Origin of the sequence: Marinicella rhabdoformis, from assembly GCF_009671245.1 — a bacterium.
Taxonomy (GTDB): domain Bacteria; phylum Pseudomonadota; class Gammaproteobacteria; order Xanthomonadales; family Marinicellaceae; genus Marinicella; species Marinicella rhabdoformis.
Window position 1 is genome coordinate 172,888 of sequence record NZ_VTFS01000006.1, and the last position, 17,330, is coordinate 190,217.

Sequence of the window (17,330 nt, forward strand, 5' to 3'; positions counted from 1 at the left end):
GTTTTATTCTTAGCATCAAAAGTCCGCTATTTATTGCATCAACAACACCAAACTGCTTGGATTTAACGAAAACAAAACCTTAATTACCTTACCCTGTAAATAACAATAAAGTCGCCCACCATTCAATACCACAAATAAGAGCGAGCCATGTTTAGCTATAAAAAAACAATTGTCATCATATTACTGGCATTAACTACATCAAGTAAGGCGCAACTCAAAGCATTTCCTGAAGCTGAAGGATTTGGTGCTTTTGCCACAGGCGGCCGAAACGGCACAGTCATCAAAGTCACCAACCTCAATGACTCAGGCCCAGGCAGCTTACAAGCAGCCATCAATACTGCTGGCTCGCGGATTGTTGTTTTCGATGTCTCAGGCATTATTGATGGTGACATACACATTCCACATGGCGACCTCACCATCGCAGGACAAACCGCCCCCGGTGCGGGTATTACTATCACTGGGCATATGTACACCAGTTATGATGAAGGCATCAGTAACATCATCATGCGACACATTCGAGTCCGCCCTCATGATCCTGACAATGAATGGCCTTCAAGCCAACATGACGCCATTCAATTTTCTGATGCCAACCATTTTATTTTTGACCACATCGATGCTTCACATGGTGCAGATGAAACCATTGACCTTTGGAATGGTGCTTCACATGTCACCATACAATGGTCACATTTATCTTTCCCTATCTACGACACCAACAACGGATGGACACACAACAAAGGCGTCATAAACCACCGGCCTTGTCTCGATGACAACAGCTGTAACGGTAACTCCAGAACCGGCGGTTACATATCAATCCTCAATAACATTTTCACACATTCACGCAACAGAACGCCCGCTTTGTCTGTAGGTCCTGCTGAAGTCAAAAACAACCTCACTTACAACGGCCGTGAAGGTTTTGTACACCACAATGTATCAGCTGGTCAGTTCAATATCCTTGGTAATGCTTACATTGACGGCCCAAGCGCTTCATTGTCACCGTTTTGGTTTGACCCTGAAAACAACAACCCACCAGTGCCGACCGAATATTGGCTGCAAGACAATTATGTTCAAGACCCCGGTTCTTATGTAGGCGTGGTCGAAAACCCATGGAATGACGCGCCTTTCATGAATGAATACACCTTTGTTTGTTGTGGCATTGTCAGTTCGCAATTTAACCAGTCTGGCCTCTTTGACTACACCGTTCACAACGACTATCAAGCAAGTGGTACATCACCAAGTACTGCGTTAGAAGCCAAACTAACACCAACCATCGGCGCCTATCCCCATGACGTGGTTGCCAAGCAGTCGTTACTGGAATTGACACAAAGGAATGGTTCTTGGCGCAATTTCCGACCGAGTGACCTGATGTCAGGCCTCACGCCAACCAATCCACCATTGGATTCTGATGGAGATGGCATGCCCAATGCATGGGAAAACAGCCGTGGGCTGAACCCAAATAATGGCAACGACCACAACACCATCATGCCATCTGGCTACACGGCGATCGAAGATTTTATCAATGGATTGGCATCAACCATGGGAAATGATGTAATATTTACCAATGGTTTTGAGTAGAATGAAAGATTAAGAAAGACTTTTATGAAAAACAGGTCTTTTAAATTCTAATTCAACAGACAAAACAAAGGTAAAAACATGGCATACGATTATGATTTATTGGTCATCGGCGCAGGATCAGGTGGCGTCAGGGCAGCAAGGATAGCCGCTGGATACGGTAAAAAAGTCGCCATCTGCGAGTCTGACAAAGTCGGAGGTACCTGTGTGATACGCGGCTGTGTACCTAAAAAATTATTTGTTTACGCCTCTCAATACAGCAAAATGTTCAAAGCCGCCAAAACTTTCGGTTGGGATATCCAAAGTCAATTCAATTGGTCAACACTGTTGGAAAACAAAAACGAGGAAATCAACCGACTCAACGGCATTTATTTGAAACTGTTGTCCAACTCGGGCGTTGAATTGATTAATGGCTTCGGTTCATTTGTAGATGCACACACTGTAGACATAGCTGGCCAATCATACACAGCAAAACACATTTTGATTGCCACTGGTGGCACACCCACCGTACCTGATATGCCAGGCAAAGAACATGTCATCACGTCCAATGAAGCTTTGGACTTACCCGCCTTACCAGAAAGCATAACCATAAATGGTGGTGGATATATTGCAGTAGAATTTGCATGTATTTTCAATGCTTTAGGCGTGAAAGTTAACTTGGTTTATCGAGGCAAACAAATCCTCCGAGGCTTTGATAAGGAAGTGGCTGCCTTTGCGCAACAGTCATTTATAGATGCGGGTATTAATGTACTTACAGAAACAGAAATCACCGCAGTAGAAAAAATGTCAACCGGCTTCATATGTCACACCAGTCACGACAGCAAACACCAGACCATTGCTTCAGACTTGGTGTTTTTTGCTACTGGAAGGGCAGCCAATACAGCCCAATTAAATTTATCCCAAGTGGGCATCGACACCCAAAACAATGATCAAATCACCGTTGACAAAACCCAAGCCACCTCCTTGCCCCATGTATTTGCAGTTGGCGACGTGTGTAACAGAGACAACTTGACCCCCGTGGCGATACGTGAAGGCCATTATTTGGTTGATCGGCTGTACAAAAACGGTAATCAATTTCCAGAATACGACTTCATCCCGACCACGGTATTTTCTCAGCCTGAAATAGGCAGCTGTGGCTTAACTGAAGCCCAAGCCCGCAAATCACACCCCAACATTTCAACCCACACCAGCACATTCAGGGCAATGAAATATGCCATGAGTGAAGTGAAAGAAAAAACCTTCATGAAAATTATAGTCAACGAAGACACTGACCAAGTATTGGGCATGCACGTGGTGGGCGCAGATGGTGGCGAAATGATTCAAGGCTTTGCCGTGGCCCTCAAACAAGGCCTCACTAAAACCCAACTCAACAGCACCATCGGCATCCACCCCACTTCAGCAGAAGAATTTGTAACGCTTTAGTCGTTTATTAAGGTAGCACAACTTCAAATACCCTGCCTAAACCATTGAACAAAAACAGCTTTCAGAGAAACGCTGAACGGGTGGCGGTTTTTGTCTTGGTTATGGTAAAATGCTCGGCTGATTATTTAACGAGATATATATGACAACTTTTGAAAAGTTACAAACATTAAAACAAGCCGCAGGCGATGTATTAACTGTAGGCTTGAGTGATGCCATTGTTCAAAAATTCATTGAAAGTGATCCTGACTTAACTGTTGCCATTGATAATGCAGTGAGTGAATTTGAAAAAGTCAAAACAGCATACCCTGAAGTGATTGACATGAATGAAGTTGACCAAATGGCTTTCATGCACCAAGATTTCGTTAACTTTTATGCTGCTGATGCTGTAAATCCTTACGTTGCACTGTCAGGTAAAGGGTCTTGGATTGTGACTTTAAAAGGCGCTGTTTTACATGACAATGGCGGTTACGGTATGTTGGGTGCGGGACATGCCGCCGATCATGTATTAGAAACCATGGCGCGTCCACATGTTATGGCTAATATCATGACGCCTAGCTTTTACCAAAAGAAATTGGCTGATATTTTGAAGAAAGAGATTGGTGTCGGTCGTGATGCCTGTCCTTTTGAGAAATTCATCTGCATGAACTCAGGTTCAGAAGCCGTGACTGTGGCTTCACGTATCTCAGACGTAAACGCCAAACAACAAACTGGCATGGGCGGCGAAAACTACGGTAAAACAGTTAAAATCATGGCCTTAGAAGGTGCATTCCACGGTCGTACCGATCGACCTGCACAGTATTCTGATTCGTCATTGAAATCATACAAAAAGAACTTGGCTTCATTCCAAGGTCGCAACAACTTAATCACAGTTCCCATCAATGACATAGACGCTTTGCGAAAAGCATATGATGATGCGGCTGCAAATAATGAATTCATTGAGTCGTTTTTCATGGAGCCCGTTATGGGCGAAGGTAACCCAGGCATGGGCATTTCTCCAGAATTCTATGCCGCTGCACGTGAATTAACAGAAGCCAATGGCACATTGTTCTTGGTCGATTCAATTCAAGCAGGTTTGCGAGCTCAAGGTTGTTTGTCAATTTGTGACTACCCTGGTTTTGAAAACTTACCAGCACCTGACATGGAAACTTATTCTAAAGCATTGAATGCCGGTCATTATCCTTTGTCAGTATTGGCTATGGGTAAAAAAGCCGCTGAAATGTACGTGGTTGGTATTTATGGCAACACCATGACCGCCAACCCAAAAGCGATGGATGTGGCTTGTACTGTATTGACTGAGCTGTCAGCTGAATCTCGCCAAAACATCCGCGACAAAGGTGTGATGTTTGTTGAAAAACTGAAAGAATTGCAAAATAAACTGAACGGTGAAATTACCAATGTTCAAGGTACTGGCTTGTTATTCTCTTGTGAGTTAGACCCACAATTCAAGGCTTATGGCACCGGCAGCACAGAAGAATTTTTGCGTTACAACGGCATCGGTGTGATCCATGGCGGTGAAAACTCACTGCGTTTTACACCACGTTTTGACATCACTGAAGCCGAAGTTGACTTGGTGGTTGCCGGCGTTGAAAACGCCCTATTGAATGGCCCGAAAGCCAATGCAATAGACAAAGCCAGTTAATCAATACACTGAAATAAAACCATTGGCCACTGACTTAACATAAAGACAGTGGCCTTTTTTATAAAAGACTATAGATAAAAGATACCCAAATGACACAGGTTTCAATCAAAAGCGCATTGGCAGGCGATCATGCTGTCAACAGCGAAGTGACCATCAAAGGATGGATCCGAACAACCCGCGACTCTAAAGGCGGCTTTTCATTTTTGGTCGTTCATGACGGCTCATGTTTCGATGGCATCCAAGTGGTTGCTAATAACGAATTGCCTAACTATGATGAAGAAGTATTGAAGTTGTTTACCGGCTGTTCTGTGATCATCAACGGTACACTGGTAGAATCTGGCGGCAAAGGCCAAAGCTTTGAAATCCAAGCGAGCCATGTTGAAGTGGTTGGTTGGGTTGAAAATCCAGACACCTACCCTGTTCAACCGAAACGTCACACCATGGAATTTTTACGTGAGCAGGCCCATTTGCGCCCTCGTACCAATACGTTCAGTGCCATGATGCGCGTGCGCAATACCATGGCTCAAGCGGTACATCAATACTTCAATGAAAACGGCTATTTTTGGTTGCACACGCCGATCATCACAGCCAGTGATTGTGAAGGTGCTGGTGATTTGTTCCGCGTTTCTACATTAGACATGATGAACTTGCCTAAAGACGACAAAGGCAACATCGATTACAGCAAAGACTTTTTCGGCAAAGAAGCGTACTTGACGGTATCAGGTCAGTTGAATGCTGAGACCTATGCCTGTGCTTTAAGCAAAGTTTATACTTTTGGCCCAACATTCCGTGCAGAAAACTCACACACCCAAAGACATTTGGCTGAGTTCTGGATGATTGAACCTGAAGTGGCGTTTGCTGACTTAAATGACGCGGCTCAATTGGGTGAAGACTTCCTGAAATTCATCACCAAAAAAGTACTGGAAAACAACATGGATGACATGGGTTTTTTCAACAGCTTTGTAGACAAACAAGCAATCAAGCGTTTAGAAACATTACAAGATGACACTTTCGAACGCGTTGACTATGCGGATGCTTTGGAGATTCTGAAGAACTGCGGTGAGAAATTCGACTACGAAGTCAAATGGGGCCTCGATTTACAAACTGAACACGAACGTTTCTTGACAGAAAAACACTTTAAGAAGCCCATCGTTGTGATGAACTACCCTGAAGAAATCAAGCCTTTCTATATGCGCATGAACGATGACGGTAAAACCGTAGCCGCCATGGATGTATTGGTTCCAGGCATTGGTGAAATCATGGGGGGTGCGCAACGTGAAGAGCGTTTGGATTATTTGTTGAAACGCATGGATCACCATGGCTTGAATCAAGAAGAATACAAATGGTACACCGACCTCAGGCGTTATGGCACCGTGCCACATGCCGGTTTTGGTGCAGGTTTTGAGCGATTGGTCAGTTACGTGACTGGACTGTCTAATGTCCGTGACGTGATTGCCTTCCCAAGAACACCGGGCTCTGCCAAATTTTAAATAGAAAAAACAGGCCAATCCAAAGACCCTCTTTGGATTGGCTACTTCACAAATCTACTCTAAAAACATCCATAAGGCATTGATATAACTAAATTCGACAGCCTTTACATGACCTTTGACCTATGCCATTTAACCATTGGCAAGCTTTACAATGTAATGTCCAAAATAAGAGGATATTCCATGCACAAAGTCAGTCAGTTGGCCTTGTTGACCGCCGCCATATTTGCATCGCAGCCGAGTCAAGCCAACGCCCTACCCACAGCCACTATCAACGGCATAGCCGATGAACGTTCTCCGGTGATGGCATTAACCCATGCCACCATCCATGTCAACAGCACCACAGTATTAGAAGATGCCACATTGGTGATACAAGGTGACCGCATTTTATCTGTCAGTGATGACAACAAATACCCACAAAATGCCCAAGTCAAAGATTACACTGGCATGCACCTATACCCTGGGTTTATTTTGTTAGACAGCCATGTGGGCATGCCCGAAATGGACAAAAAACCACCATTCAGATGGGGTAAAAAAGAAACCATTCAAAGCACAAAAAAAGGTGCCTATAACGCCAATGAAGCGATCAAAGCCTCATTCAGCGCTGCCGATGTATTTACGGCCGATGCCAAAAGCAACAAAACACTGCGAAGCAATGGCTTTACCAATGCATTAACTTACCAACCTGACGGCATCATGCGTGGCACTTCAGCGTTAGTCCATTTGAATGAAGACAGCGCCCATCAAGCCATCATCCGCCGTGAAGTTGCACAACACATGAGTTTTGATAAAGGTTCTTCCAAACAAGACTTCCCCGTTTCATTGATGGGTGCCGTGGCTTTGATTCGTCAGACCCTGATGGATGCCGACTGGTATAAACAGCAAAATGAAATGATTGACTTGGATTTACAAGCCATCAACGACAACAGCAAACTGCCGCGCATCATCAACGCAGACAACTGGCAACAAACAGTTTTGTCAAAAAAAATTGGCACAGAATTTGATGTCAACTTTATCGTCAAAACGGCCGGTGACTCATACCAAGATGTGGTCGCAGTTTCTGAAACTGGACAACCTTTGATTGTACCCTTGGTTCAAGAAAAAGCACCTGCTGTGAACGACGAACTGGATTTATGGAATGTCGATTATGAAGACCTTAAAAAATGGCAATTGACACCTTTCAATCCAGCCATCTTGGCTCGCGAAGGTGTTAACTTTGCACTCATTCCAGCACCTAAAAAAGAAAAAAGCTTTTTGAAAGACCTGAAAAATGCAGTGAAACACGGCTTGGACAAACAAATCGCTTTGGCTTCAATCACCAGCACACCTGCCAAATTAATTGGTGACGGTCGCTTGGGTCAATTGAAAAAAGGCAGCTTTGCCAACTTTGTGGTGACCACCGACGGTTTATTCATGAAAGGCAGTGAAGTCGCTGAAACATGGGTTGCAGGTGACGCCAATCAAGTAGCAGGTATGCCACGCATCAATAATGGCGCATATCAATTAACAATTGATGAGCAAGTCCATGACGTTAAAGTCAGCAACAAAGGCGGAAAAATCAGTTTAGCCGCAGCAGACAAAGACAACAAAACCAAATACAAAGTCACGCAAGACAATGACTTCATCACCATCAATGTAACCTTGCCAGCTGATGAAGACAGTAAAGAAGCCGCCGATGAACACAAGCTCTTTGGTGTCATCAACAACAAGCAAATTGATGCTTTGAAAGGCAACTGGTCATTGACCGCATCAAGCGCTGATGATCAAGCCGAAGAAAGCAAGGCTGCCGAAACAAAAGCGATTCCAAGTATCCCAAGACCTTTTTCTGCTTATGGTTTGGCACAAGTTGACAAAAACAACAATATATTGATCACCAATGCCACAGTATGGACCAATGAAGCTGACGGAATTTTAGAAAATACCGATGTGTTGGTTAAGAATGGTAAAATCCAAAGTCTTGGAAAAGGCTTAAAAGCTGGAAAAGGTGTTAAAACCATTGACGGTACAGGTAAGCATTTAACATCAGGTATCGTAGATGAACATACGCACATTGCTTTGTTGTCTGTGAATGACATTGCTGTGAATTCAGCCATGGTTCGCATGGAAGATGCCGTTGATTCACATGACATCAATATTTACCGTAATTTGGCAGGTGGTGTAACCGCAGCCCAATTATTACATGGTTCTGCCAATCCAATTGGTGGCCAATCTGCCTTGATTAAATTGAAATGGGGTGTTGATGCTGATGAGATGTTGATTGATGGTGCCGATGGCTACATCAAATTCGCCCTCGGTGAAAATGTGAAACGCTCAAGCAGCAATGAATCCATCCGCTATCCTCTCACTCGCATGGGTGTTGAGCAAGTGTACCGTGATCAATTTACCCAAGCCAAAGCCTATGAGCAAGCTTGGAAAGATTACAACAGTTTAAGCAGCAGCAAGAAGAAAAAAACCACTGCACCGCGCAAAGATTTGGCTTTAGAAACTTTGGTTGAAATCATGAATAAAGACCGTTTTGTCTCATGTCATTCATATGTTCAATCTGAAATCAATATGCTGATGCATGTTGCAGAAGACTTTGATTTCAACATCAACACCTTTACCCACATCTTAGAAGGCTACAAAGTCGCTGACAAAATGAAAGCACATGGTGTTGGTGGCTCAACCTTTTCTGACTGGTGGGCTTATAAATGGGAAGTGAACTACGCTATACCTTATAACGCCAACATCATGCACAATGCGGGTGTGGTTACAGCAATCAACTCTGATTCTGCTGAAATGTCACGTCGACTGAACCAAGAAGCTGCCAAATCTGTGAAATACGGTGGCATGAGCGAAGAAGACGCTTGGAAATTGGTGACATTGAACCCTGCTAAGTTATTACATTTAAATGACCGCATGGGATCAGTGAAAACTGGTAAAGATGCTGACTTGGTGCTGTGGTCTGACAACCCATTGTCTATTTATGCACGCGCCGAAAAAACCATGATAGATGGTGTCATTTATTATGATCGCGACAAGCAAGCTGACATTGAAGCTGAAATAGACAAAGAAAAAATGGCTTTGGTGAAATTAAGCAAAAATGACAAAGGCCCGAAAAAACCTTTTAAGTCGATGCCAAAACAACTGATGCATTGTGACACGCTCACAGGCTTGGAACACAATGAACGTCATCAGTTTTTAGGAGAATAACATGAATAACAACATGAGAAAATTGATCAAAAATAAAATGATGGTATCTGGATTAATGGCAACCAGCCTTTTAACATGTGCCATGAGTGTTCAAGCATTGACACCCACACCCGCTGCTGAACAAAGCCAAGAAGTGGTCTTCACCAATGCCACCATTCATGTAGGCAATGGCAAAGTGTTAGAAAATGCCCAGCTGGCTTTTAATGAGGGAAAAATCACCCGCGTTGGACACTTTAAAATGGCAGCCACCGGAAATGAAGTTAACCTAAAAGGCAAACACATTTATCCTGGGTTCATATTAAGTAACAGCAACCTAGGGCTTACAGAGGTTGATTCATTTAAAGCCACACGCGACTTCAATGAAACGGGCCAAATGAATCCTAATGTGCGTTCATTAATCGCCTATAACACCGATTCAGAACGCATTCCACCGTTGCGCTTCAATGGCGTGTTATTGGCACAAACCACACCCAGTGGCGGCTTGGTCAGCGGCACATCTTCAGTAGTGCAATTAGATGCATGGAACTGGGAAGATGCAGCGGTCAAAGTTGATGATGGTTTGCATGTGAACTGGCCGGCTAACTGGCGCAAACAATTTGATTGGGCAACTTATACCGTTCAATTGAAACAAGACAAAAATTACGACAAAAAAATCAGCGCCATTAAAGCTTTGTTTGAAGATGCTAAAAATTCAAACAACAGCGATAATTTGAAATTAGCGTCAGTTCAATCTGTCTATTCAGGTGACAAAAAAGTCTTTGTACACAGTAACAACCCCAAAGCCATCATTGAATCTGTTAATTACTTCAAAGGTTTGGATGTAGAGCTGGTATTGGTTACAGGACAAGCTGCCGCAACAGTAAAAGGCTTTATCAAAGACAATAACGTACCCGTTATCATTGAATCTGTTCACGGCTTACCATCGTCTAACGAACGTTCAGTTGATGCCGCTTATGCCCTGCCTACAGAATTGGCGCAAGCTGGTATAAATGTGGCCTTGTCTTATCCTGGTTCCATGAGTTCACGTAACCTGGCGTTCACTGCGGGTACAACAGTAGCCTATGGCAATGACAAAGAAACAGCACTTTCAATGATCACATTAAACCCAGCTAAAATCTTAGGCATAGACAAAGATTATGGCTCATTAGAAGTCGGTAAAAGTGCCACACTGTTCATCAGTGAAGGTGATGCCTTAGACATGCGTGGTAATATCCTGACTGAGGCTTATATTGATGGCAGAAAGATTGAATTGCACACCCGCCAACAAGAACTCAACGACCGTTTTGCGAAAAAATACGCAGAATAATCTGATTGTTGATTGAAAAAACAAAGCCACTCAAATTTGAGTGGCTTTTTATTGAATATACTATACTCGGAGTAACATGGAAATAAAAATCAAATACAGCCCCTCAGATTATTTATCAGCAGTTAGATATAAATTCAATTACATAGTCCAAGATATTAAAAAGACAGAGTATCCTACATATATTTTTCTTAAAATAGCGTCACCATTAATTATTATAGGGTTAACTATCAAGGCTTCTGTAACTAGGCTTAAACCAGAATATACTTTTCATATTACAGAAAAAGGAGTTAAACGCAGCCACAATGAACAATCATACTTTTTACCATGGTCCAGAATCATCAGCTACTGCGAGCTTAGAAAACTAATTCTTCTTGAATTTATCAATGATGATGAAACATCACCCAGTCATCAGCTGCTACCTAAAAAATATTTCAACAAGCCACAATTTTCTCAACTAATGTCTTTAATAAATAACAATCACATTCCACATGGGTTGAAACGCAACATCCTGAGCAACTCCGTAAAAAATTAAAAATGAACAAAGCACATAAAAAAAGCTTTAATCAACATGCTTTTATGTCATGTATCATGGCGTCATTTTTAGGCGCTCTACTCTTTCCCTTTTGGATGATGGTTTGGGGATTAATCATGGGAGAATCAGTTTTTGTTATTGACCCGACTGTCATTTTTAGCTATTTACTCAGTGCTGGCATGGCTTTTTTCTTTGGCACCATACTAATACTTGTTATAGGCTGGCCCACATTGCTGATATTGAATCAATACAAAATCAATCATCCAATGATTGCAAGCTTGTCTGGCTTTGTAATCATGCTGATTATTTGGCTTACTTTGTATAGCGGCAGTTTGAATTTCAGGGCTTTATTTGCAGGTTTACTGCTGTGTATGAACGGAGCCACTTTTGGCTTTTTTGCCAGTTATTTCTCAAGAAATAGAACATAAAATTCACCTTCAAGAATACACATAGCTTTTTAACTCAGGGTTTTGTTTAAAGCTTAAGCTTTATAAAAACACTCAAGATCTACCACTCTAATCAGCGGCCTTTATTAAAAACTTAAGATCCAAACATATACACTTTATCATACATTTTACTGCAAACTTCAGGGTCTCCTTTTATAAGTACTGCGCCTTTTAAGTACAACATATCAGTGTCTAACCATGAAAATGTGATGTCTCTATGGCCTGCCGAAAATTTGATGATACTCAATTTAAATTCGTTATCAACTGAAGTAAAGCGCCCAGTTTTTATTGATCGACTTGTAGACTTATCCTTGGTGCTGACTCTCATAAAGGAGGCCTCTCCATCCTGCTTGATATCAATTGCCAGCTTATTTTTTGAGTTTGAAACTTCATAACAACCTTCTATAGAGTGACTTTTATCACCAATGTGGTAAGACTTAAGCATTTTGTTTTTATCAAACCAAGCTTGGATACTTTGTTGAGAAGAAGCGTGGTCAAACTCCCAAGTATGTTTAGCCAGACCGCCAGGTAAATGGCGAGAAGATTTTGATTTACTTTGCATAAAATCATTGATTTCTTTTATGCTGACAGCAGTTTTACGCTCTTTGATAAATTGTTTAAACTTATAAGTTTGGGTTGAATCACTTAAAGCCGCTTCAAATTCACTGTCATTTGAAGCATATTCATCTGATTCCTTGACGCCATATGCAATTTGCTTAATTTTATTAAGGTACGTGCTGGCTTTATCGCGTTCAACCATCCCAACTATTCTAAAATAATGTCCATTACTCCGAAATTTTACCATCTGGTAAACCAACAATGACTTACCAGACTCTGAATCAGTTGCGTGAGCAACAATCTCGACACTTGGTAGTTCAGCTGTGGCTTTTTCTTTAATTTCTTGAAGCTCAATCTCATTCAAATAATTCAACCGTTTGAACAGCATGGTCGCATATTCAACTTTATCAGCTGCTGTTACTGGCCCCAAAGAAGCCACAATTGAAACATAAGGCTTGCCATTTTTGGGATCGGTGGGCTTACCGTCCACACTCATCGTGACTGTATTAGGCATATCAAGGCTGCCTTTAACAACCTGTAAACCAGCCACTGTATCAAAAGTAAATGCATGAGTTAAAGAGTTTGGATTGTCAGTGTCAGACAGTGGTTCGGTAGATTTAATTGAGTCCATCATGGCTTTGTGAAGTATTGAATCATCGCTTGGATAAGTGGCATGAATTAAAATGGTTTTGTCTTCAAAATGAAGCACCAAGACGATGCGATTTAATTTCTTTTTCAAAACAGTCTGTGTTCCTGTTACCAACAAAGCTTGATCGTCACCAGCTACAGCCACTGTTTCACTTTGGATGGACGTAATCCCTTGTTTTACCAACCCTTCAAGCAAATTTTCATTTTTAGTTTGATCCAATGCTTTTTGACGTTCTGCCGGCGATTCAGGCAGTGGGAAAGACATGATTATGATTGATGACTGCGTTTCCATTTGAATAAAACCATCATAATCTTCAGATACTGTAAAACCATCGGGCTTTTCCAGTTTAACTCCAGAAAAAAATTCAACCTTCTCAGCTGAGTGCGAATAAAAGATAAGCAGCACCAATAGACCAACAAGTATTTTCATACACATTCTGACATTTTAAAAATGAGTACTTTAATTTAAATGATATTTATTATTCAATGACTATAATAATAAAATATGACAATAAATTACAGGATGGGGCAGTTCAAAGGTAACAAAAAAACCTTTATGAAATGGGTGGCTATTTTTCTAGAAAATAAAAAACGCTTTTACATTTTATTCCTCAGTTAATCACAACCGTAAACCCATGATATAAAATATTTATATTGAAATTCAATGTTTCATCTCCATGTCTTTTATTCAATTAATTTACATGAGGATATAAATGAACATATATGAAGCGATTAAAGAAGACCACAAAATCCAATTGGAATTGCTGGATAAATTAACCGATACCAGTGGTGACAGTGACTTCAGATCCAATATATTTTCACAATTAAAAACCGAATTAGAAGCACACGCGAATGCTGAAGAACGTTTTTTTTATGTCTCTTTAATCTACAAAGACAGCACCCAAGAAGATGCCAGGCATGGCATTGCCGAGCACCATGAAATTGATGAAATGATTGCTCAACTTGTTGAAACAGACCAAAGCTCATCAGCTTGGTTAAAGTACGCCAAAAACTTACAAGACAAAATCAAACACCATTTGGCAGAAGAAGAGAAAGATTACTTTCCCATTGCGCAGAAAAATATTTCAGATGACAAAGCTGAAGAATTGGGGCAACAGTACTTGCAATCTATTCAAAGGTTTAGAGAAAAACTATAAATAAACGCAACAATTTACCTTGGTGATAACATGACTCAAATAAAGTACGCTACTATTTATCTATTGTTGTTTAGTTTCTCATCAACAGTTGCAGTTGCCCAAGACATTGAATTAACTCAGTCCGAAGACGACACCAGCATAACTCAACAAGTGATTGCAGTTAAACAACCTGTTGAAGACCAAGCCATTCAACAACGCCTTGAGAACATCATAACGGCCAGTGAATGGATACAAAATGCTGAAGTTGAGGTCAACCATGGTATCGTAGTACTCAATGGCACCACCAACAAAGAAACACACCGCCAATGGGTAGAGTCTTTAACCAACAAAACAGATGGTGTCATTGCAGTTATCAATAAAGTTGAAGTGATTAATGACTCATCCTGGAATTTAGAACCTGCCGCTAAAGAAACACAACAAATGTTCAATGGTTTGGCCTCTGCCCTTCCCGCTTTGGCTTCGGCTCTTGTGATTTTGTTCTTCACTTGGTTGGCAGCAAAATTAGTTTCAAAGTTGGCACGTAGCGCGTTAAAAAGAAAAATTAAAAGTCCTTTTATCCTGAATTTTACAGCCAAAGCTTTTGCTATTCCCGCTATCCTTATTGGCACCTATCTTACTTTAAAGCTGACTGGGTTAACGCAATTAGCAGTGACCATTATCGGTGGTACAGGCTTGGTTGGTTTGGTTATAGGTATTGCCTTCAGAGACATTGCTGAAAACTTTCTGGCAAGTATTTTGATCAGCATACAAAGGCCGTTCAATATAGGTGATGTGATTGTAATAGACGACATTAAAGGCATGGTTCAAACTGTCACAACCCGTGGAACCGTCATGATGACCATGGAAGGAAACCATGTACACATTCCCAATTCCACCATATATAAAAGCAGCATCACCAATTTAACCGCCAACCCTAATTCGAGAAAAGATTTTGTCGTTGGTATTGGTTATGACGACAACATCACTGAAGCACAAGACATCATACTAGATATTCTAGAGTCACATGAGGCCGTATTAAACAATCCAGAATTTTACGTTTTGGTTGAAAATTTAGGCGCCGCCACGGTCAACTTGAAAGTTTATTTCTGGGTAAATAACAAACAGTACAACCCATCAAAAGTTAAATCTTCTGTCATCAGGTTGACTAAAAGAGCCTTTGATTCTGCTGGTGTTTCAATGCCAGATGAAGCTCGAGAAGTGGTGTTCCCAGATGGCATACATGTAATCACTGAACCCGCACAAAGCAGCAATAAAACACCCACCAAATCTCAGGTCGAAGAACCGTTAACCAATCAATCTGAACAAGATTATTCCAGTGATGACGCAGAAATAAAACAACAATTAGAAGAGAATCCGTTACCAGATGACAGTAAAAATTTATTGAGCTGAATATGCTCACTAAAATAGACCGATGACCAGTTTGACCAAATAACCAACCAAAACAAAGGCCATGACCATAACCACAGTCAAAATACACAGCAAAAGAATGAGCCACCTATTGGCTGATTTTTTTGTTTCTATGGGTGCATCAGCGTAACGATTAAGTATTGCTGCGTTGCGTTCATTGGCTTTAAAGAAAACATCAAAAACATCACCAATAACTGGAATAGACCCCAAGACCGCATCACAAACAACATTAAAAAACATATACAACATCAGTATCTTAGGCACTTTGGCACTGAAGCCAATTTTTATCATGTAAATTGAATACAATGCAGAAAGTGCATCTCCTACCACAGGAATTAAACCCACCAAGCTGTCTACTCCAACTTTGATGTTACCTGGCAAAGTAAATAAACTGTCAGAGACCCAAGCCATGCGGTTCAATTTTTTCTTTAACGCTTCTCCACGCAACGCTTCTGTTGCTGTGGCCTTTTTCATTTTCATATATTTCAGTTAATTCCTTTGTTTGTTTTGATTATAAAAACACCATTAACCTGAGCACCACCTATAAAAACAAATAACCTGTTGCTTGATTAAAAGCTTGGTAAACTATAAACCAATACGTAAAACATCAGTGAACATCTTTTAATGAAAAAAATAATTGACCCCATATATTTTTTGTTCTTAAAGTTGAAAAATAAATTGGCATTTTTTCCAGCTTTGATGGCCACATGGGGCGTATTATTTGGCTTGTTTATGATTTATTTAGAGCAGCACGATATTTCAAGTTATTTACAAAAGTATGTGCCTGCTTTGGTTATCAGTGATTTAGAAACCGCTCGAACCATATTGACCACTTTTGTGGCGGGCTTGATTTCTATCATGGTATTCAGTTTTTCTATGGTCATGATATTACTCAATCAAGCGGCCAGCAACTTTTCACCCAGGTTATTGCCCGGTTTGATTTCAAATAAAAAGCATCAATTCATCTTAGGTATTTATTTGATGGGTATTTTTTATTGTTTGATTGTTTTAATTTCAATAGAACCTAAAGACTTGGATTATCAACTGCCCGGCTTTTCCGTGTTGTTAAGTATTTTCATTATGGCCACTTCTTTGGCCGCCTTTATTTTCTTTGTGCACTCCATATCACAATCAATACAGGTAGCTAACATACTAAAATCCATGTTTTGTAGGGCCGAATTAAGGCTTAAACAATTAACTGATGAATCATTGGCTTTAAGCCAAAACTGCAAAGCTTATGGCGATTTAAAGGTTGATGACCAATGGACGCCCTACTGTGCTGATAAAACGGGCTTCATACAAACTTATGATCAAGATGGGTTGTGCGAATTGTGTGAGCAGTATGATACTCAAATTTATATACCACCCAACAAGAATACCTTTTTATTGTCAAACTTGCCCGTATTCAAATCAAAGAAAAAGTTATCAGACGAACAAGCCAAAGCCATCCTAAATCAAATCATCATTGATGATACGGAACCTTTGGATAATAACTATGTTCTGACCTTTAAATTGATAACTGAAATTGCGGTCAAAGCAATGTCACCAGGCATTAATGACCCGGGAACAGCCGTTACATGCATTGATTACATCACGCAGCTACTCAGCATTCGCATGAAAAAGCCCGATGCCTCATTTTTCTCTAAAAATGACGTCATTAAAGTTCAGGTGAATAACATCACTTTTGACGATTTGGTCTATCTGATTTTTGCGCCACTGCGGGCATATTGTTCACATGATGTTATTTTGGTCACAAAACTATTAAAATCCATACGCTATTTGCTTTCTGTTCCCAGTCAAGACATCAGCTATCATTCCAGCTTAAGGGCACAAGCCAAACTGATCATCCATGACTCACAACAAGCGCTCTCCAACCCATCAGATTTGGAACTCATTCTTCAGTTAGAACAACAGCTGGACCCAAAACAGTAACGCAAACCAATCAACCAAAAAAAAGCCCCGAACAT

General features: G+C 41.0%; 13 protein-coding genes. 11 read left to right on the top strand and 2 right to left on the bottom strand.

Translation table 11 applies throughout. The features are described 5' to 3' along the window. Positions 1–147 precede the first annotated feature (147 nt). The 8 genes from FET73_RS13360 (at position 148) to FET73_RS13395 (ending at position 11,575) form a co-directional block, all read left to right on the top strand. Complete coding sequence (locus FET73_RS13360; protein ID WP_154224474.1) at positions 148–1,572, top strand: pectate lyase precursor; 1,425 nt, start codon at positions 148–150, stop codon at positions 1,570–1,572. 78 nt (positions 1,573–1,650) lie between these two features. Next, on the top strand, positions 1,651–2,991 hold the full coding sequence (gorA, locus tag FET73_RS13365; protein WP_154224475.1) for a glutathione-disulfide reductase: 1,341 nt from the start codon (positions 1,651–1,653) through the stop codon (positions 2,989–2,991). A 139-nt stretch (positions 2,992–3,130) separates the two neighbouring features. After that, positions 3,131–4,630: an aminotransferase class III-fold pyridoxal phosphate-dependent enzyme gene (locus FET73_RS13370; protein WP_154224476.1), complete on the top strand. Its 1,500-nt coding sequence runs from the start codon at positions 3,131–3,133 to the stop codon at positions 4,628–4,630. 89 nt (positions 4,631–4,719) lie between these two features. Continuing rightward, positions 4,720–6,120, top strand: coding sequence for an asparagine--tRNA ligase (asnS, locus tag FET73_RS13375; RefSeq protein ID WP_154224477.1), 1,401 nt, complete (start codon positions 4,720–4,722; stop codon positions 6,118–6,120). Between the two features lie 180 nt (positions 6,121–6,300). Next, positions 6,301–9,309 (top strand): amidohydrolase family protein, encoded by a 3,009-nt coding sequence (locus FET73_RS13380; RefSeq protein WP_179952291.1) that lies wholly within the window; start codon positions 6,301–6,303, stop codon positions 9,307–9,309. Between the two features lies 1 nt (position 9,310). After that, the gene (locus FET73_RS13385; protein ID WP_218944346.1) at positions 9,311–10,615 is read left to right on the top strand and encodes an amidohydrolase family protein; all 1,305 of its coding nucleotides are present in this window, start codon (positions 9,311–9,313) and stop codon (positions 10,613–10,615) included. Between the two features lie 76 nt (positions 10,616–10,691). Further along, positions 10,692–11,147 carry a YcxB family protein gene (locus FET73_RS13390; RefSeq protein WP_154224479.1) on the top strand — a complete coding sequence of 152 codons (456 nt, stop codon included), beginning with the start codon at positions 10,692–10,694 and terminating at the stop codon, positions 11,145–11,147. 2 nt (positions 11,148–11,149) lie between these two features. Beyond that, the gene (locus tag FET73_RS13395) at positions 11,150–11,575 is read left to right on the top strand and encodes a hypothetical protein (RefSeq protein WP_154224480.1); all 426 of its coding nucleotides are present in this window, start codon (positions 11,150–11,152) and stop codon (positions 11,573–11,575) included. Positions 11,576–11,687: 112 nt separating this feature from the next. Here the strand turns inward: FET73_RS13395 and FET73_RS13400 are convergent, their stop codons facing one another. Then, positions 11,688–13,229 carry a hypothetical protein gene (locus tag FET73_RS13400; protein ID WP_154224481.1) on the bottom strand — a complete coding sequence of 514 codons (1,542 nt, stop codon included), beginning with the start codon at positions 13,227–13,229 and terminating at the stop codon, positions 11,688–11,690. 283 nt (positions 13,230–13,512) lie between these two features. Here FET73_RS13400 and FET73_RS13405 point away from each other — a divergent pair, with 283 nt between their 5' ends. Then, entirely contained in the window at positions 13,513–13,956 is a 444-nt protein-coding gene (locus FET73_RS13405) for a hemerythrin domain-containing protein (RefSeq protein WP_154224482.1), read from the top strand. A gap of 30 nt (positions 13,957–13,986) precedes the next feature. After that, positions 13,987–15,345, top strand: coding sequence for a mechanosensitive ion channel family protein (locus FET73_RS13410; RefSeq protein ID WP_154224483.1), 1,359 nt, complete (start codon positions 13,987–13,989; stop codon positions 15,343–15,345). A 9-nt stretch (positions 15,346–15,354) separates the two neighbouring features. On the opposite strand, the gene FET73_RS13415 is transcribed toward FET73_RS13410, so the two are convergent. Next, positions 15,355–15,843 (bottom strand): DUF4112 domain-containing protein, encoded by a 489-nt coding sequence (locus FET73_RS13415; protein WP_154224484.1) that lies wholly within the window; start codon positions 15,841–15,843, stop codon positions 15,355–15,357. 144 nt (positions 15,844–15,987) lie between these two features. Between FET73_RS13415 and FET73_RS13420 the strand changes: the two genes are divergently transcribed. Then, positions 15,988–17,295 (top strand): DUF2254 domain-containing protein, encoded by a 1,308-nt coding sequence (locus FET73_RS13420; RefSeq protein WP_154224485.1) that lies wholly within the window; start codon positions 15,988–15,990, stop codon positions 17,293–17,295. Positions 17,296–17,330: the final 35 nt, after the last annotated feature.